The sequence below is a fragment of the Burkholderia sp. AW49-1 genome (assembly GCF_053427845.1).
Map to the genome: position 1 here is coordinate 47,966 of NZ_JBSAXF010000010.1, position 18,351 is coordinate 66,316.

The 18,351-nt window shown below is 68.9% G+C and carries 13 protein-coding genes; 3 read left to right on the forward strand and 10 right to left on the reverse strand.

Going from position 1 to position 18,351, the window contains the following annotated elements; translation table 11 throughout:
• The first annotated feature begins 72 nt into the window (after nucleotides 1-72).
• Entirely contained in the window at nucleotides 73-3,645 is a 3,573-nt protein-coding gene (locus ACV22W_RS17275; protein ID WP_448020683.1) for an indolepyruvate ferredoxin oxidoreductase family protein, read from the forward strand.
• Between the two features lie 143 nt (nucleotides 3,646-3,788).
• On the opposite strand, the gene ACV22W_RS17280 is transcribed toward ACV22W_RS17275, so the two are convergent.
• The gene (locus ACV22W_RS17280; RefSeq protein WP_448020684.1) at nucleotides 3,789-5,456 is read right to left on the reverse strand and encodes a Na+/H+ antiporter; all 1,668 of its coding nucleotides are present in this window, start codon (nucleotides 5,454-5,456) and stop codon (nucleotides 3,789-3,791) included.
• Nucleotides 5,457-5,747: 291 nt separating this feature from the next.
• Between ACV22W_RS17280 and ACV22W_RS17285 the strand changes: the two genes are divergently transcribed.
• Both ACV22W_RS17285 and ACV22W_RS17290 read left to right on the forward strand, forming a co-directional pair.
• On the forward strand, nucleotides 5,748-7,034 hold the full coding sequence (locus ACV22W_RS17285) for a sensor domain-containing phosphodiesterase (RefSeq protein ID WP_059691398.1): 1,287 nt from the start codon (nucleotides 5,748-5,750) through the stop codon (nucleotides 7,032-7,034).
• Between the two features lie 76 nt (nucleotides 7,035-7,110).
• On the forward strand, nucleotides 7,111-7,836 hold the full coding sequence (locus ACV22W_RS17290) for a copper homeostasis protein CutC (protein WP_059523942.1): 726 nt from the start codon (nucleotides 7,111-7,113) through the stop codon (nucleotides 7,834-7,836).
• Nucleotides 7,837-7,932: 96 nt separating this feature from the next.
• Here ACV22W_RS17290 and bioB read toward each other — a convergent pair whose 3' ends face one another.
• The 9 genes from bioB to aceK all read right to left on the reverse strand — a co-directional run bounded on the left by bioB (nucleotide 7,933) and on the right by aceK (nucleotide 18,122).
• Complete coding sequence (bioB, locus tag ACV22W_RS17295) at nucleotides 7,933-8,952, reverse strand: biotin synthase BioB (protein ID WP_059523944.1); 1,020 nt, start codon at nucleotides 8,950-8,952, stop codon at nucleotides 7,933-7,935.
• A gap of 36 nt (nucleotides 8,953-8,988) precedes the next feature.
• Nucleotides 8,989-9,708 (reverse strand): dethiobiotin synthase, encoded by a 720-nt coding sequence (gene bioD, locus ACV22W_RS17300; RefSeq protein WP_448020686.1) that lies wholly within the window; start codon nucleotides 9,706-9,708, stop codon nucleotides 8,989-8,991.
• A complete protein-coding gene (bioF, locus tag ACV22W_RS17305; protein WP_448020687.1) occupies nucleotides 9,705-10,937 on the reverse strand; it encodes an 8-amino-7-oxononanoate synthase in 1,233 nt (410 codons plus the stop codon). Before bioF ends, bioD begins: the two co-directional genes overlap by 4 nt.
• Before the next feature lie 23 nt (nucleotides 10,938-10,960).
• Nucleotides 10,961-12,307 (reverse strand): adenosylmethionine--8-amino-7-oxononanoate transaminase, encoded by a 1,347-nt coding sequence (gene bioA, locus ACV22W_RS17310; RefSeq protein WP_448020688.1) that lies wholly within the window; start codon nucleotides 12,305-12,307, stop codon nucleotides 10,961-10,963.
• Between the two features lie 521 nt (nucleotides 12,308-12,828).
• The gene (locus tag ACV22W_RS17315; RefSeq protein ID WP_448020689.1) at nucleotides 12,829-14,088 is read right to left on the reverse strand and encodes a dienelactone hydrolase family protein; all 1,260 of its coding nucleotides are present in this window, start codon (nucleotides 14,086-14,088) and stop codon (nucleotides 12,829-12,831) included.
• A 107-nt stretch (nucleotides 14,089-14,195) separates the two neighbouring features.
• Nucleotides 14,196-14,633, reverse strand: coding sequence for a YchJ family protein (locus ACV22W_RS17320; protein WP_448020690.1), 438 nt, complete (start codon nucleotides 14,631-14,633; stop codon nucleotides 14,196-14,198).
• Nucleotides 14,634-14,672: 39 nt separating this feature from the next.
• Nucleotides 14,673-15,350, reverse strand: coding sequence for an SDR family oxidoreductase (locus tag ACV22W_RS17325; protein WP_448020691.1), 678 nt, complete (start codon nucleotides 15,348-15,350; stop codon nucleotides 14,673-14,675).
• A 116-nt stretch (nucleotides 15,351-15,466) separates the two neighbouring features.
• Complete coding sequence (can, locus tag ACV22W_RS17330; protein ID WP_059691403.1) at nucleotides 15,467-16,234, reverse strand: carbonate dehydratase; 768 nt, start codon at nucleotides 16,232-16,234, stop codon at nucleotides 15,467-15,469.
• A 67-nt stretch (nucleotides 16,235-16,301) separates the two neighbouring features.
• On the reverse strand, nucleotides 16,302-18,122 hold the full coding sequence (gene aceK / locus ACV22W_RS17335) for a bifunctional isocitrate dehydrogenase kinase/phosphatase (RefSeq protein ID WP_448020692.1): 1,821 nt from the start codon (nucleotides 18,120-18,122) through the stop codon (nucleotides 16,302-16,304).
• Nucleotides 18,123-18,351: the final 229 nt, after the last annotated feature.

The window sequence follows — 18,351 nt, forward strand, 5'->3', positions numbered from 1 at the left end:
CGGTTGCTCCCCGGCCGGCGTCGCCCGACGCCCCGGTGCACGGCATAGAACACACAATCAGGAGACATCCCCATGACCGCCCGACTGCCCGTCGACGGCACGCCCGCTCTATCCGACTACCGCCTGACCGACAACCTGACCGCCACGCGCGGCCGGATCTTCCTGACCGGCACGCAGGCGCTGGTGCGCCTGTTGCTGATGCAGCGCGCGTCCGACACCGCGCAGGGCCTGAACACGGCCGGCTTCGTCAGCGGCTACCGCGGCTCGCCGCTCGGGATGGTCGACCAGCAGCTGTGGAAGGCGAAGAAACTGCTCGACGGCGGTGGCGTCCGCTTCCTGCCCGCGATCAACGAGGAACTCGGCGGCACCGCGGTGCTCGGCACGCAGCGCGTCGAGGCCGACCCGGAGCGCACCGTCGATGGCGTGTATGCGATGTGGTACGGCAAGGGCCCCGGCGTCGACCGCGCCGGCGACGCGCTGAAGCACGGCAACGCATATGGCTCGTCGCCGCACGGCGGCGTGCTGGTGGTGGCGGGCGACGACCATGGCTGCGTGTCGTCGTCGATGCCGCACCAGAGCGATTTCGCGATGATCGCGTGGCACATGCCGGTCGTGAACCCGTCGAACATCGCCGACATGCTGGAGTTCGGCCTGTATGGCTGGGCGCTGTCGCGCTTCTCGGGCGCGTGGGTCGGCTTCAAGGCGATCTCGGAGACCGTCGAGTCGGGCTCGACCGTCGATCTCGACGCGCTGCAGACGCAATGGCCGGCACCGGCAGGCTTCACGCCGCCGGCGGGCGGCCTGCACAATCGCTGGCCCGACCTGCCGAGCCTCACGATCGAGGCGCGCCTCGCGGCGAAGCTCGACGCGGTGCGCCATTTCGCGCGCACCAACAGCATCGACAAGTGGATCGCGCCGAGCGCGCACGCGAACGTCGGCATCGTCACGTGCGGCAAGGCGCACCTCGACCTGATGGAAGCGCTGCGCCGGCTCGACCTCACCGTCGCCGACCTGGAAGCGGCCGGCGTACGGATCTACAAGGTCGGCCTGTCGTATCCGCTCGAGATGACGCGGATCGAAACCTTCGTCGACGGCCTGTCGGAAGTGCTCGTCATCGAAGAGAAGGGCCCGGTGATCGAGCAGCAGATCAAGGACTACCTGTACAACCGCGCGGACGGTGCGCGCCCGCGCGTGCTCGGCAAGCACGATGCCGAAGGCGCATGCCTGCTGTCCGAGCTCGGCGAGCTGCGCCCGTCGCGCATTCTGCCGGTGTTCGCCACCTGGCTCGCGCGCCACAAGCCGGCGCTCGATCGCCGCGAGCGCGTCGTCGATCTCGTCGCGCCGCAGATCCTGTCGAACGAGGCGGACGCTGTGAAGCGCACGCCGTACTTCTGCTCCGGCTGCCCGCACAACACGTCGACGAAGGTGCCGGAAGGCTCGATCGCGCAGGCCGGCATCGGCTGCCACTTCATGGCGTCGTGGATGGAGCGCGACACGACGGGCCTGATCCAGATGGGCGGCGAGGGCGTCGACTGGGCCGCGCACGCGATGTTCACCAACACGAAGCACGTGTTCCAGAACCTCGGCGACGGCACCTACTTCCACTCGGGCATTCTCGCGATCCGCCAGGCAGTCGCCGCGAAAGCGAACATCACGTACAAGATCCTCTACAACGATGCGGTCGCGATGACGGGCGGCCAACCGGTCGACGGCAGCATCTCGGTGCCGCAGATCGCGCGGCAGGTCGAGGCGGAAGGCGTGTCGCGCTTCGTCGTGGTGTCAGACGAACCGGAGAAGTACGACGGCCATCACGGCCTGTTCCCGAAGGGCACGACGTTCCATCACCGCAGCGAGCTCGACGCGGTGCAGCGCGAGCTGCGCGAGACGCCGGGCGTCACGGTGCTGATCTACGACCAGACCTGCGCGGCCGAGAAGCGCCGCCGCCGCAAGAAGGGCGAGTTCCCCGATCCGGACAAGCGCCTGTTCATCAACGACGCGGTGTGCGAAGGCTGCGGCGACTGCGGCGTGCAGTCGAACTGTTTGTCGGTCGAGCCGCTCGAGACGCCGCTCGGCCGCAAGCGCCGCATCGACCAGTCGTCGTGCAACAAGGATTACTCGTGCGTGAACGGCTTTTGCCCGAGCTTCGTGACGGTCGAAGGCGCGGCGCTGAAGAAGGCCGCGGGCGCGGCGTTCGACGAGGCGGCGCTCGCCGTGCGCGTCGACGCGCTGCCCGTGCCCGCGACGCATCTCGATGCGGCGCCGTACGACATGCTCGTCACGGGCGTGGGCGGCACGGGCGTCGTGACGGTCGGCGCGCTGATCAGCATGGCCGCGCACCTCGAAGGCAAGAGCGCGTCGGTGCTCGACTTCATGGGCTTCGCGCAGAAGGGCGGCTCGGTGCTGTCGTTCGTGCGGATCGCGTCGAGCGACCGGTGGCTGAACCAGGTGCGCATCGACACGCAGCAGGCCGACGTGCTGCTCGCGTGCGACATGGTCGTCGGCGCGAGCGCCGAGGCGCTGCAGACGGTGCGCCATGAGCGCACGCGGATCGTCGTCAACACTCACCGGATTCCGAACGCGTCGTTCGTGCAGAACCCGGACGCGAACCTGCACGCGGATGCGCTGCTCGAAAAAATGCACCATGCGGCCGGTGAAGGCTACCTGTCAAGCTGCGACGCGCAGGCGCTCGCCGCGAAGTTCCTCGGCGATTCGATCGGCGCGAACATCCTCATGCTCGGGTACGCATGGCAGCTCGGCCTCGTGCCGGTGTCGCTCGCCGCGATGATGCGCGCGATCGAGCTGAACAACGTCGCGGTGCCGATGAACAAGCTCGCGTTCGCGATCGGCCGAATGGCGGCCGGCGACGCGGCGGGCCTCGATGCGATGTGGAACGCGCGTCACGCGGTGGCTGCGGCGGTCGCGCCCGAAACGCTCGCCGAACTGATCGCCGATCGCGAAGCGCGCCTCGACGCATACGGCGGCGCGCGATACGTCGAGCGCTACCGCGCGCTGGTGAGCGCGGCGCGCGCGAAGGGCGACGATGCGCTGACGCGTGCCGTCGCGACGACGTTCTACCGGCTGCTCGCGGTGAAGGACGAATACGAGGTCGCGCGGCTGTATGCGGACGGTGCGTTCCGCACGGCGCTCGAGGCGCAGTTCGAAGGCGTGCCGGGGCAGGACTATCGCGTGAAGTTCAACCTGGCGCCGCCGACGGTCGCGAAGGCCGGGCGCGACGGCAGCGTGCCGAAGAAGCGTGTGTTCGGCCAGTGGATGTGGCCGGTGCTCGGCACGCTCGCGCGCGTGCGCGGCCTGCGCGGCACGTGGCTCGATCCGTTCGGCCGCACCGCCGAGCGCAGGATGGAGCGCGCGCTCGCGGACGACTACGAGACGACGCTCACGCGCGCGCTCGCCGCGACGACCGCCGGCAACGCGGCGCAGGTCGCGCAGCTTGCGGATCTTCACGCCCGCGTGCGCGGCTTCGGTCACGTGAAGGTGCGCAACCTCGCGGGCGTGAAGCGCGCGGAGCGCGAGCTCGCGCTGCAACTCGGCATCGACGCGGCGACGAGTGCGGCCGTGCAGCACGCGCTCGACGAGATGAAGGGCGCGGGGATGCTGAAGGGAATCCCGGTCGTGGTCGCGAAGTAACGCGAACACGTGCGGATGTGAAAACGGCGACGCCTGTGAACTGACCCCAAAGATTGGATCTAGTCCAACTTTTGGGGTGCAGTTCACCTGCGCGTCGCCGTTTTTTATCGGCAAGCCGTGCAATCGCGCCGCGGCGCAGCCGCTCAGATGATCCCTTTCTTGCGCGTCGACAGCGCCGTTTCCGACAGATCGATCTCGCGGATCAGCTTCGTCAGCGTCTCGTCGGAAATCCTGCTTTCGCTGCGCAGCCGGTACAACACCGAACGTTCCGCGCGCACCGCCGCGATCCGCATCTGCAGCTCCATCGTTTCGGTCTGCTTGGCTTCCGCGCGCGGCGTCGGGCCGTCCTCGGCGAGCGCGGCGAGGCGGCGGCGATACTGGTCCATCACGCGCGCGGAGATGTCCGCGCAGCGCGCGGCGCCCGATTCGTCGAGTTCGGCCGAGATCGCGTCGTGCGACGAGTCGATCGCGCGAATCGCGGCCTGCGCGGCGGCCGCGCGCGCGGTGCGCTCCTCGTCGGCGAGCGGATTGCGCGTCGAGCGCACGCCGCGCAGCAGCAACGGCAGGCCGATCACCGCGACGACCAGCGAACCGAGGATCACCGCCGACGCAACGAAGATCGCGGTGTCGCGCCCGGGCAGCGGCGCACCGTCGGACAGCGCGACGGGGATCGACAGCACGCCCGCGAGCGTGACCGCGCCGCGCACGCCGCCGACCGTCATCACCGCGATCGTGCGCACGCCGGCCATCGTGCCCGCGAGGCCGTGGCGCGCGGCGCGGCGGCTCGCGATCGAGCGCAGCAGCCAGACCCACAGGAAGCGGATCGCGTACAGCGCGAGCATCATCGCGCATACGTTGAAGATCATCCGGCCGACGAGCGCGTCGCTCGTGTGATGCGCGTCGACGAGCGCGCGGCCGATGATGTGCGGCAACTGCAGCCCGAGCATGATGAACACCATGCCGTTGAACACGAACTCGATCATCGCCCACGTGCTTTCGGCGCGCACGCGCGACGCGACCGTGCTTTTGCGGGAGAAGCTCGTGTAGTTCATCATCATCCCGGCCGACACGGCCGCGAGCACGCCCGACAGCTCGAGGTGCTCGGCGAACAGATAGGCGGCGAACGGCACGAGCAGCGTCATCACGATGCCGGGGGCCGGGTCGCCTTCCTGCTCGGCGTTCAGGAAGCGCGTCGACAGCGCGCTGAACACCCACGACACGATCGCGCCCGTCGCGAGCCCGCCGGCGGCGACGATCACGAACGTGATCGACGCATCGCGCAGCGAGAACACGCCGGTGAGCGCGGCCGCGACCGCGAACTTCAGCGCGACCAGGCCCGACGCGTCGTTCATCAGCGCCTCGCCTTCGAGAATGTGCATCAGTTGCGGCGGAATCCGCCCCTTGCCGGCGATGCCCGACAGCGCGACCGCGTCGGTGGGCGACAGCACGGCCGCGAGCGCGAACGCGATCGGCAGCGGCAACTCGGGTATCAGCCAGTGCGCGAAGTAGCCGACTGCGAGTACCGTCATGAACACGAGCCCGAACGCGAGCATCAGGATCGCGCGGCGCTGCAGGTACAGCTCGCGTTTCGGAATCCGCCAGCCGTCCGCGAACAGCAGCGGCGGAATGAACAGCAGCATGAAGATTTCGGGATCGAACGTGACGTGCAGGTTCAGCTTCGGCCATGCGAGCATCGCGCCGAACGCGATCTGCATCAGCGGCAGCGGCAATTGCAACGGCAGGATGCGCGTGACCGCGCCGGACAGCGCGACGGTCAGCAGCAGGATCAGGACTGTGAAGACGATATCCATCGATACGGCAATTGTGGAGAATGAAACGACCGTACGGAGTTTAGCGTGACGGCATCACGGGTGCGTTCGAGCGCGCCGGTGCGGATGCACGAAAGCGGTGCATCCGGCCTGCGCCACGCTGGTGCGATGCCGCCGCACGTAGGCGTGGCGCGTGGTTCAAGGGCTTGCACGGAGCTTGCTTGATGCTTGCGTACCGTCCGGCACCGGCCGGACAACCGAGGATTCCACCATGACATTGCGCGCGCCGTTTCAAGCACTCGCCGCGTTCGGCTGCATCGCCAGGAGGGCGCCATGACGATCGTGCAACAGGAGCGTCCGGCCACCGCTTCGCCGTATCGTTTCGAGCGGGAGATGAGCTCCGGCCTCGAACGCCTCGCGACGCAGCATCGCGACCTGACGCTCACGACCGTGTTCCAGCCGATCTTCAGCCTGTCGCACCAGCGTGCGGTGGGCTACGAGGCGCTATTGCGCGCCCATGACGCGCTCGACCGGGCGGTGTCGCCGCTCGACGTGTTCGGCGAGGCCGCGCGTCAGGGCGAACTGCTGCAGCTAGACAGGCTCGCGCAGGCGCTGCATCTCGAGAACTTCGCGCTGCTCGGCGCCGAGCGCGAGTGGCTGTTCCTCAACGTGCATCCGGGCGTGCTCACCGACCCGTTCCAGGCCGCCGCGCTGCTCGCGAACCTGAAGCGGATCGGCATGCCGCCGCGCCGCGTCGTGCTCGAAGTGCTCGAGCAGCGCGCGGAGGACATCGAGCGGCTCGCCGAGGCCGTGCGCGAATTCCGCGCGCAGGGTTTCCTGATCGCGCTCGACGATTTCGGTGCCGGCCACTCGAACCTCGAGCGGATCTGGCAGCTGAACCCGGACATCGTGAAACTCGACCGGATCATGCTGTCGCACGCGGCGCACCGCACGGGGCTCACCGCGATCCTGCACGGGCTCGTCACGCTGCTGCACGAGGCCGGCAAGCTCGTGCTCGTCGAGGGGATCGAGACCGAGCACGACGCGCAGATCGCGCTGTCGTGCGAGGCCGATTTCGTGCAGGGCTATTACTTCGGCCGTCCGGCGCCCGGCCTGCCCGACAGCGCGACGGCGACCGGCTGCATCGGCGAGCTGACCGAGCGCTTTCGGCAGCAAACCGAAGCGCGCGAGCGGCGCGACGCGCAGCGGCTCGCGCCGTACCTGCGCGCGTTCGAGCGTGCGGCCGAGCGGGTGGCGGCCGGCGAGCCGCTCGACGAGGTGTGCTGGAACTTCCTCGCGCTCGACGCCGCCGCGCGCTGCTTCCTGCTCGACGCACGGGGCCGCCAGGCGGGCCGCAACGTCGTGCTGCGCGCGGACCGCGCGCTCGCCGAGGCGCGCTTCTCGCCGCTGTCCGATGCGCAGGGTGCGAACTGGCTGCGCCGGCCGTATTTCCGCACGGCGATCGCCGAGCCCGGACGCGTGCAGGTCACGCGCCCGTACCTGTCGATCAATGAGGCGCAGCCCTGCGTGACGCTGTCGGTGGCCGTGCGCATCGGCGATGCGCAGCACGTGCTGTGCGGCGATATCGACTGGATCGACGAGGAAGCGGACGGCGCATAGCGATGGCGTCGCGCTGGCGCCGTTCACGCCGCTCGGCTAGGATGCGCGAATTGTCCTGACGATTCGCGAGCCGCCGATGAACCGAACCGCCGCTTCCTCCGTCCTCCTCGAAGTGATCGCCACCACCGTCGGCGACGCGAAGGCCGCCGCCCGCGCGGGCGCCGACCGCCTCGAACTCGTGACCGCGATCAGCGAAGGCGGGCTGACGCCGAGCGTCGGTCTGATCGAGGCCGTCGTGGCCGCCGTGGCGATTCCGGTGAACGTGATCGTGCGGCCGCACAGCCGCTCGTTCGTCTACGACGCCGACGACCTGCGCGTGATCGAGCGCGACGTGCGCGCGGCCGTCGCGGCCGGTGCGAACGGCGTCGTGTTCGGTGCGCTCGATGCGCGCGGCGACGTCGATCTCGATGCGCTCGCGCGCGTCGCGGCGGCCGCGGACGGGCGCGACCTGACGTTCCATCGCGCATTCGACGTGTCGCGCGACCTCAATGCCGCGTTCGACGCGCTGCTGCGCGTGCCGGCCGTCACGTCGGTGCTGACCTCGGGCGGCCATCCGTCGGTGCTCGACGCGGTCGCGACGATCACGCGGCTGGTGCGGCAGGCGGCAGGCTCGACCTGCACGGTGCTGGCCGGCTCGGGGCTCACGATCGACGCGGTCGGTGATTTCGTTCGCGCCACCGGCGTGCGCGCGGTGCATTTCGGCTCGGGCGTGCGGCCGCGCGGCGAAGTGCTGGCGCCCGTGGACGAACAGCGCGTCGAGCGCGTGCGCGCGGCGCTCGACGGCGCGGCGGCGCATGTGTGACGGGCGGCGCTGAAAGCCGCGCGCCGACGAGCGGGCGAAAAAAAGCCGGGGCATGCCCCGGCTTTTTCGTCTGCACGCCACACGCGCAGCAGTCGCTTACGCGTTCTCCGCCAGCGCGTCGGCCTGGCTCGCGCGGATGCCGAGGCGCTCGAACAGCGCGCGGTCGCGCTGCGTCTGCGGGTTGCTCGTGGTCAGCAGCTGGTCGCCGTAGAACATCGAGTTCGCGCCCGCGAGGAAGCACATCGCCTGCATCGCGTCGTCGAGCTGCTCGCGGCCGGCCGACAGGCGCACGACGGCCTTGGGCATCGTGATGCGCGCCACCGCGATCGTGCGCACGAACTCGAACGGGTCGAGCGGTGCGGTGCCTTCGAGCGGCGTGCCTTCGATCGCGACGAGGTTGTTGATCGGCACCGACTCCGGATACGGGTTCAGGTTCGCGAGCTGCGAAATCAGGCCCGCGCGTTCGCGGCGCGATTCGCCCATCCCGATGATGCCGCCGCAACACACGTTGATGCCCGCATCGCGCACGCGGTCGAGCGTGTCGAGACGATCCTGGTACGTGCGCGTCGAAATCACCTGGCCGTAGAACTCCGGCGACGTGTCGAGGTTGTGGTTGTAGTAGTCGAGGCCCGCGTCGGCGAGCTGCTGCGCCTGCTCGTTTTCCAGCATGCCGAGCGTCATGCAGGTCTCGAGGCCCAGTTCCTTCACGCCGCGCACCATCTCGGTCAGCGCCGGCATGTGGCGCTCCTTCGGGTTGCGCCAGGCGGCGCCCATGCAGAAGCGGCTCGCGCCGTTCGCCTTCGCCGCGCGCGCGGCGTCGAGCACCGTGTCGACGTCCATCAGCTTCTCGGCCTTCAGGCCCGTTTCGTGATGCGACGATTGCGAGCAGTAGCCGCAATCTTCCTCGCAGCCGCCCGTCTTGATCGACAGCAGCGTCGACAGCTGCACCGCGTTCGCGTCGAAGTGCTCGCGATGCACCTGCTGCGCGCGGAACATCAGGTCGTTGAACGGCAGCTCGAACAGCGCGACGACGTCGGCGACGCGCCAGCGCTGCGGCGCCGGAGCGGCCACAGGGATCGCGTCGGGTTGCACGGCGGCGGTCTGGGCTTGGGTCATGGTGGTTTTCCTGTCGTGGATGCGGGGATCGGGAGGTCAATGCCGCGCGTGGCGCAGCGTGTCGACGAGCGTGGCGATGTCGAGCATCGCCGCCGCGGATTCGGGGGCGGCCGGCGCCAAGTGCGCGATGCGGCCGAGGAGCGGCGCGCGGTGCTCGCGCGCGAGCCAGTCGCGGATCGTCGCGACGTTCTCGTCGCCGTACGACATGGCCGGGTCGACGTGGTTCGCGACCCAGCCGGCGAGCGTGAGGCCGCGCTGGCGAATCGCGTCGGCCGTGAGCAGCGCGTGGCTGATGCAGCCGAGCCGCATGCCGACGACGAGCACGACGGGCAGGCCGAGCGCGACCGCGAGATCGGCCGTGTCCTGTGTGTCGTTCAGCGGCACGCGGAAGCCGCCGACGCCTTCGACGACGACGACGTCCGCGCGCGTCAGCGCTTCGCGGTGGCTCGCGACGATCGTGTCGAGGTCGAGCGTCACGCCTTCCTGCGCGGCGACGATGTGCGGTGCGGCGGGCGCCTTCAGCAGGAACGGCGTGCGCAGCTCGGGCGGCAGCGCGACGTTCGCGGCCGCGTCGAGCTGGTCGGCGTCCTCGTTGCGCCAGACGCCGTCGCGTTCATATGCGCCGGCGGCGACGGGCTTCAACGCGGCCGCGCGCAGGCCGTGCCGCGCGAAGCCGTGCAGCATCGCGGCCGATACGAAGGTCTTGCCGATCTCGGTGTCGGTGCCGGTGACGAAGAGGGAAAGGGGGGCCGTCATGCCGCGGCTTCCTCGGGGGGCAGCGAACGCGCGTGAGCGTCGGGGTGGTCCGCCCCCTCGCTGGCCTCGATCAGCGCGGTTTCGAGCCGCGCGAGATCGTCGAACGAATGCGCGGCCGACAGCGAGATGCGCAGCCGCGACGTGCCGGCGGGCACCGTCGGCGGCCGGATCGCGGGCACCCACAGGCCGCGCGTGTCGAGCGAGCGCATCGCCGCGAGCGTCGCGTCGTTGCTGCCGATCACGAGCGGCTGCACGGCCGTGTTCGAGTCGACCGGCTGCCAGCGCGTCATGCGCAGCAGCGCGCGCGTGCGCGCGATCAGCGCGGCGAGGTGCGCGCGTCGCGCATCGCCTTCGTCGCCGCCGATCACCTTCAGGCTCGCCGAGACCGCATGCGCGACGGCCGGCGGCGCGGCCGTCGTGAAGATGTAGCTGCGCGCGCGCTGGATCATCCATTCGATCACGGTCTCGTGCGCGATGACGAACGCGCCCGCGACGCCGGCAGCCTTGCCGAGCGTGCCGACGTACACGAGGTTCGGCGAGCGCAGCGCGGCGGCCGCGAGCGCGCCGCGGCCCTGCGGGCCGAGCACGCCGAAGCCGTGCGCGTCGTCGACGACGAGCCACGCGCCGTGGCGTTCGGCCAGCGCGACGAGTTCGGCGAGCGGCGAGACGTCGCCGTCCATGCTGAACACGGTATCGCTGACGATCAGTTTCGTTTCGGCCTCCGACGCATCGAGCAGCGCGGCGAGCGCGGCCATGTCCGCATGCGGGTAGACCTGCACGGTCGCACGCGACAGCCGGATCCCGTCGATCAGCGACGCATGGTTCAGCGCGTCCGAGAAGATCGTCGCGTGTTTGCCGGTGAGGGCCGTCATCGCGGCGAGGTTCGCCATGTAGCCGGTGCTGAAGTACAACGCGCGCGGTGCATCGGAGAAGCCGCCCGCGAAGGCGGCGAGTTCGTCCTCCAGCGTCGCGTGCGCACGCGAATGGCCGCCGAGCAGATGCGAGCCGCCGCTGCCGGAGCCGTAGCGCTGCGCGCCTTCGGCGAACGCGGCGACGAGCGCGGGATGCGCGGCGAGGCCGAGGTAATCGTTGCTCGCGAAGCCGACGATGTCGCGACCGTCGACGCGCATGTGCGCGTCGCACGCGGTGTCGGCGGTGCGGCGCACGCGTCGCAGGCCCTGCGCGTCGAGTTCGGCGAGGCCGCGCTGCAGCGTGTCGAGCAGGGGCATGGTCGTTTCCGGTGAGGATTGCATCATCGCGCCACCTCCGCGAGCGTCGCGTCGAGCGTGTCGCGCGTGCGTTGCGCGAGCCACGCGATGTCGTCGTCGCTCATCACGTATGGCGGCATCAGGTATACGGTCGTGCCGATGGGGCGCAGCAGCAGTTCGCGTTCCAGCGCGCGTTCGAAGAAGCGCCGCGAGAAGCCGCGTGCCGCGTCGCCGTCGAGCGCGACGTCGAAGGCGAACAGCGTGCCGCGCTCGCGCAGGTGGCGCATTTGCGGGTGCGCATCGAGCGGCGCGAGCGCGGCGCGCATCGCGGCCGACTTGCGCGCGTTGCTCGCGAGCACGTCGTCGCGCGCGAACAGGTCGAGCGTCGCGACCGCCGCGCGGCACGCGAGCGGGTTGCCGGTGTACGAATGCGAATGCAGGAAGCCGCGCATCGTGTCGTCGTCGTAGAAGGCCGCGAACACGTCGTCGCGCGTGAGCACGAGCGACAGCGGCAGGTAGCCGCCGCTGATGCCCTTCGACAGGCACAGGAAATCGGGCCACACGCCGGCCTGCTCGCAGGCGAAGAAGGTGCCGGTGCGGCCGCAGCCGACCGCGATCTCGTCGGCGATCAGGTGCACGCCGAATTCGTCGCACAGCGCGCGCAGCCCGCGCACGTAGGACGGATCGTGCATCGCCATGCCGGCCGCGCATTGCACGAGCGGCTCGACGATCAGCGCGGCGATCCGGTCGGCGCGTTCGGCGAACAGGCGCCGCACGTCGTTGAGCGCGCGGCCCGCGACGTCGGCGGCCGTCTCGCCCGGCAGCGCGCCGCGCGCGTCGGGCGACGCGACCACGTGTGCATGGCGGATCAGCGGGTCGTACGCATCCTTGAACAGCGCGACGTCGGTCACGCCTAGCGCGCCGATGGTCTCGCCGTGATAGCTGTTCGCGACGCATACAAATTCGCGCTTGTCCGCGCGGCCGCGGTTGCGCCACGCGTGGAAGCTCATCTTCAGCGCGATCTCGACCGCCGACGCGCCGTCCGACGCGAAGAACGCATGGCCGAGCGTGCGCGCGGTGAGCGCGTGCAGCCGCTCCGCGAGCTCGATCGCCGGCTCGTGCGTGCAGCCGGCGAGCATCGCGTGCTCGAGCGTGTCGAGCTGGTCCTTCAGCGCCGCGTTGATGTCCGGGTTCGCATGGCCGAACAGGTTCACCCACCACGAGCTGATTGCGTCGAAGTAGCGGCGCCCGTCGCGGTCGTACAGCCACAGCCCCGCGCCGCGCGCGACGGGAATGAGCGGCAGGCGCTCGTGGTGCTTCATCTGGGTGCAGGGATGCCAGACCGCGCGCAGGCTGCGCGCGACCCAGTCGTCGGTGGCTGGCGTACTCAAGGCAACTCCGGGGATAAAACGGCGGCGGGCATCGAACGGGATACCGCGCGGCGACTGACGGAAAACGCGCTGAGATTAGCGTGTTCCGCCGCACGTTGCACTACCGGTTACAAACACCGCAAAGCCTTGCCGGACGGGAGTTCGGCGCAGATCCGGGGTGCTCGGGGCGGTACGCGCCAGATGCCCAGAAATGACCGCAGATGACGACGTTCGAGTGACACCCCCCGACAGAAAAAAATCACGGGCAGCCGGATGCCGGCGGCCGAAAAATCGGGGCGCGAAGCGCGACGCGACGCGCACGGTCGCAGGCGAATGGCGCGCGGACCCCGGCCCGGCCGCGGTTCAGGAAACGCCCGAAAACGACCCCGGAGGGCGTTGCGGGCCAGGCGCTGTTCGGCGGCTCATGCGGCCGCGTGAACGGGCGTGCGAACGCAGCTGCGGGCCGCGCGCGTTCATGAAACGGAGAAGGGAGAAGGGGGAGACGCGGGCAGGGCCCGCCCCGGAGCGCTGCGGCTCGCGCGTCAGCGCGAAGCCAGTGCGTGCGAGTCGGCGGTGCCGTCGTCGGCCGTCTGCGTGGCGTTCGCGTTCCACACGACGCGGTCGTTGACCGCATACAGCCGGCATGCGCCCGCACCCTGCTTCGAGCAGTTGTCGAGCGCGAGCGCCATCGGATCGTCGCCGCCTTCGGCCCACGACCATGCGCCTTCAGCGGACACGGCGAATGCACGGCTCGGATGCTGGTTCAGGAAGCGGCGGTAGCCTTCGCGGCCGGCCTCGTCGAGGAACGGCACCGCGTCGACCGCATCGATCGACGCATAGCCGGTCGCATTCGGTTCGTGCGGGTTGGCGACCGCGTAGCGCACCGAGGTCGGCAGGTTCAGTTCCGCGAGGAACGCATTCACGGCCGGCCACCACACGGGCACGCCGTCGCGGTCGACGATCAGCCGGTGCGCGTCGTCCTTGTAGCGGCCGAAATCGATGAACTGCGCCTGCGTGCCGTGCGACACGTATGCGTCGTGCATCTGCGCGACGAGCGCGGGCGTCCACACCGAATCGTTGTCGCCATACAGCCACAGAGAACGTACGGCGGTATGCGCGCCGTACTGGTCGAACGCATCGACGAGATTGCGCTGCCAGCCGTCGCAGAGATCCTGGCGCAGCCCGCCTGAGAAGTTGATGATGCCGCGCACGCCGGGCGCTGCTTCGGTGCCGTACGCGACCGACACGAGGCCGCCGTGCGACGTGCCCGCGACGACGATGCGCGACGCATCGATGTACGACTGGCGCGACATGTAGCGAACCGTCGCGTCGACGTCGGCGGCCTGCGTGAGCCCGTTCTTGCCGACGTTGCAGCCTTCCTGCTGGTACGAGCCACCCGACCCGGCGAAGCCCTGGCGGTTCGGGGCGATCACCGCATAGCCGCGGCGCACGAATTCGCGCGCGAACGCGAGCGGCCGGCTGCGCGGCTGCTGATGGAGGTCACCGGTGTTCTTGCCGTGGTTGAAGACGACGAGCGGGAAGGGGCCGGGGCCGTTCGGCTTGAACAGTGTGGCCTCGAGCATCACGGAGCCCGAGGCATCGGCCGGAATGCTGACGATTTGTTCGTTGAGGTTGGCGGCGACTTGCGGGAGGCCCGAATCGCCGTAATCGAAGCGCTCGGCGTGGGCGAGCGAGCCGCTGGCCGTGGCCGCGCCGGCGTGTGCGTTCGGCAGCGCACCGGCCTGAGCGGCCGACAGCGCACAGGCCGCCATCCATCCCACCAATACCTTGCTGAACGCCATTCGTAAGCCCTGCCATGCAACATGACCAATCTGAGGGCCATCCTAGCCCGACAAATTCCGGTTGTGCAATGCGGGAATTACCCGGCGTCTGACACAGCAACTATTTGTCAGCGTTCACTTACTTCGCCGTCGACATAGCGCCAGAAACCGCGCTCGTCGCGGGTGAACCGGCTCGTCTCGTGAAGCCGGTACGCCCGCCCGCCGACCTTGTAGCGGGCCACGAATTCGACCTCCGCGTGCCGTTCGTCGAGCGGCGCATGGCGCTTGATCGCGAGGCCGAGCCAGCGCGGCGCGTCGGGCGCATCCGGGTCCGCGTCGAGATCGGCCGGGCAGGTGCGCGCGTCCCAGGTCGCGCGCAGGTAGTCGGTTGCGCCGAGCACGTACGCGCTGTACCGCGAGCGCATCAACTCGAGCGCGGTCGGCGCGGCTTCGCCGCCGTCGATGAAGCGGCCGCAGCAGGCCGCATAGCGCGGTGCCGGGGCTTTGCCCGCAGGTGCGGGCGACGCGCCGCCGCACGGGCACGCGTCAGGTCGGTTCAAAATCATGCGAATCGTGAATTAACGACGTCGGGTTGTGATGTCGGCTCACCAGCTGAGCTCGACGCCGTCGTACTGGAAGAAACGGCCGTTGGACTGCGAAACGTCCGCGCCTGCTTCCGCGATCACGCGGCGCATGCCGGTCACGCTGGTTTCCGGATCGATCGCGGCCTGCGCGCCGCCCATGTCGGTGCGCACCCAGCCGGGATGCAGCGAGATGCAGGCGGCGTGGCGCGTCTGCAGCGACGCGATGCGCAGCACGTCGTTCAGCGCGGCCTTGCTCGCGCGGTACAGCCAGCCGGTCGTGCCGGTCGCCTCGGCGATGCTGCCCATCCGGCTCGAGACGACGGCCAGCACGCCGCGCGCGTCCTCGACGAGCGGCAGCAGGATCGGCAGCAACTGCATCGGCCCGCGCACGTTCGTATGCATCACCGCGTCGAAATCCCCGGCGTCGATGGTTTCGACGCCTTCGGTGCGCGGCCCGTACACACCCGATACGATCACCGCGGCGTCGAGCCGCTCGCCGTCGAGCTTCCAGCCGAGCGCCGCGATCTGTTCGGGCTGCGCGATGTCGAGCGCGTGCGCGTGCGCGCCGAGTGCGCGCAGCGCGGCGAGCGACGCGTCGTCGCGCGCGGTCGCGATCACGTTCCAGCCATCGCGCCGGTATTGCCGGACGAATTCGCGTCCGAGGCCGCGCGATGCGCCGACGATCAATACGGTTTTCATGTTCGCCGCTCCTTCGCAGTGCACCGCCGTCGCGGCAGTGTCGGTGTCAGATCAGTTCGATGCCTGTCGCGGCCGAGCGTGTGATGCGGGTTCGGCCGCAATGGCGCGGGCGCACGTTACTTCGCGTCGTCGCACGGCTTCAGCGTGTCGGCGACCGCCTGCGCGACGTCGTCGAGCCGCGCGGCATCCGCCGCGACCATGTCGTTGTCGGGCGCGTGCTGGCCCCGCGCGGTCAGCGCCGCGACGCAGCGCTTGTAGGTCGCATCGAGCGCGTCGAAGTTCGACACGGACATCCCGAGGTTGCGCATCCGCCCGTCGTGCACGCCGTATACGAGCCCGTGCACGGTGAGCGACTGGCCGCGCGCCCACGCGTCGTTGACGATCGTCGTGCGGCACACGTTGACGACCTGCTCGATCGAGTTCAGCTCGATCAGGCGGCGATAGCGCGCCTCGCCGACCGGCCATTCGTCGAGCAGCGCCGCGTGGCGCTCGCGCACGTCCTGCACGTGATGCAGCCAGTTGTCCGCGAGGCCGACGCGGCGGTTGTGGAGCGCCGCGTTCACGCCCGAGCAGCCGTAGTGGCCGACGACCATGATGTGCTTCACGCGCAGGATGTCGACCGCGAACTGGATCACCGACAGGCAGTTCAGGTCGCTATGGACGACGACGTTCGCGATGTTGCGGTGCACGAACACTTCGCCAGGCGGCAGGCCGATGATCTGGTTCGCGGGCACGCGCGAATCCGAACAGCCGATCCACAGATATTCCGGCGCCTGCTGGTCGGCGAGACGCGCGAAGAAGTCGGGATCGTCGGCGAGCTGGCGCTTGACCCAGGCGTCGTTGTTGTCGAACAGATGTGAAAGCGGATTGTCTTGGGTATTCATCGGTGTGGATTCCGTTGGCGGAAAGCGGGTCGATAACGGGTTCGATTCGATTGGATCCGGTCGCGTATCAGGCGGCGCGCTGCGCGTCGCCTGCATCGTCACCGGCGTCCGGCGTCGCGTCGAAGCGCGCGGGGTAACGCACGCTGAAGCGCAGCGACGCGTCGTACGGGAAAAAATCGGGCAACTCGCCCTGCAGCAGCTTGTCCTTGCTCGCCTGCCACAGCGCGGGTTCGAAAAAGTCCGCGTGATGCTTCATGAAGACTGCCCGCACGCGCGGGTCGCCGAGCAGGAACGGTCCGTAGGTTTCCGGAAAGATGTCGTGCGGGCCGACGGTATACCACGGCTCGCCGGACAGTTCGTCTTCCTCGTTGCGCGGCGGCGGCACACGCCGCACGTTGCAGTCGGTCAGGTATTCGATCTCGTCGTAGTCGTAGAACACGACGCGGCCGTGGCGCGTGACGCCGAAGTTCTTGTACAGCATGTCGCCCGGGAAGATGTTGGCCTTCATCAGCTCCTTCACCGCGTTGCCGTATTCCTTCACGCCGTGCTCGATGTCCGCGTCGGTGCCGTTCTGCAGGTACAGGTTGAGCGGCGTCATCCGGCGCTCGATGTACAAATGCTTGATCACGAGGTTGTCGTCCTCGTATTCGAGCAGCGACGGCACCTCCTTCTCCAGCTCGCGCACGAGCGCATGGTCGAGCCGCGACAGCGGCAGCGCGACGCTCGAATACTCGAGCGTGTCGGCCATCCGCCCGAGACGGTCGTGGCGCTTCACGAGCTGGTACTTCTCCATGATCTGCGCGCGCGTCGTTTCCTTCGGCGGCGGGAAGTGATCCTTGATGATCTTGAACACGTACGGGAACGACGGCAGCGTGAACACGAGCATCACGAGGCCCTTGATCCCGGGCGCGATGATGAAGCGGTCGCTCGAATGCGACAGATGGTGCAGCAGGTCGCGGTAGAACAGGTTCTTGCCCTGCTTCTGCAGGCCGACCGACGTGTAGATCTCGGCCTTCGGCTTGCCCGGCATGATCGTGCAGAGGAAGTCCACGTATGCGGACGGCACGCCCATGTCGACGAGGAAATACGAATGCGAGAAGCTGAAGATGATCTGCAGCAGGTCGCGGCGCAGCAGCACGGTGTCGAGCGCGAGCAGGCCCGGGCGCACGTGGCGGATCGGCACCGCGAACGGCAGCACGCGATCGGCGTTGATGATGCGGCCGACGATGTACGCGCTCTTGTTGCGGAAGAAGAGCGACGACAGCACGTGGATCTGGAAATTCGGCGCGGCGTCGAACTCGCCGAATTCGTCGGTGATCGCCTGCATCACGCAGCCGATGTCGCGCGTGAGATCCTCGAACGGTGGCTCGAGCTGGAAGTTCGTGACGATGCGCTCGAGCGTGGCCGCGAGCCCGTCGGTGCCCGGGTAGTACGCGCGATAGGTCGGCTTCGCGGCCGGCTCGTCGTTCTCGAGGTATTCGGTCGAGATCGCGGGGCGCACGAAGATGAAATCGTTGCTGAAATACGAGCGGTGCAGGATCTTGCAGCACACCGAATTGAAGAACGTCTCCGCGCACTCGGGCTGGCGGTGCGACGTGAGCAGGCCGATGTAGTGCAGCTTGATCTGCTGCCACACCTCGTCGTCGATGTTTTCCGCGTCGTATTCGTCCTCCAGCACCTCGACGCATTCCTGCACGCGATCGTCGTACGACGTGATCCGCTCGCGCGCCAGTCGCTGCAGGCCGTGCCAGTCGGTGCGCTCGTATAGCGTCTTGGCCTCGACGGCGGCTTCCCGGAAGATCCGGTAGTGGCGGTCGAAGTATTCGAGCATCGTCTGCGCGACGTCGAAACCGATCTGCGACGACAGCAGTTTGGGGAAGTGATTCATCGCGTGCAGGCTCGTTCGAGAGGGACTGTAAGCACTCGCCATTTTAGCGCCCAAGTCGGCGTTTCAATGACTTTCGGGGCCGGCACCAAGCACCGTCAATGCGCTGGTTGTTCGCCGTTACATGCCGTTCGGTGCATCTTCGCGTAAAGATACGGGTACGGAATCGATTCTGGCACGAACTTTTTTTGACCCTCCGGCGCCCGCAGGGCACGCGTTTCGCGCGACGGCG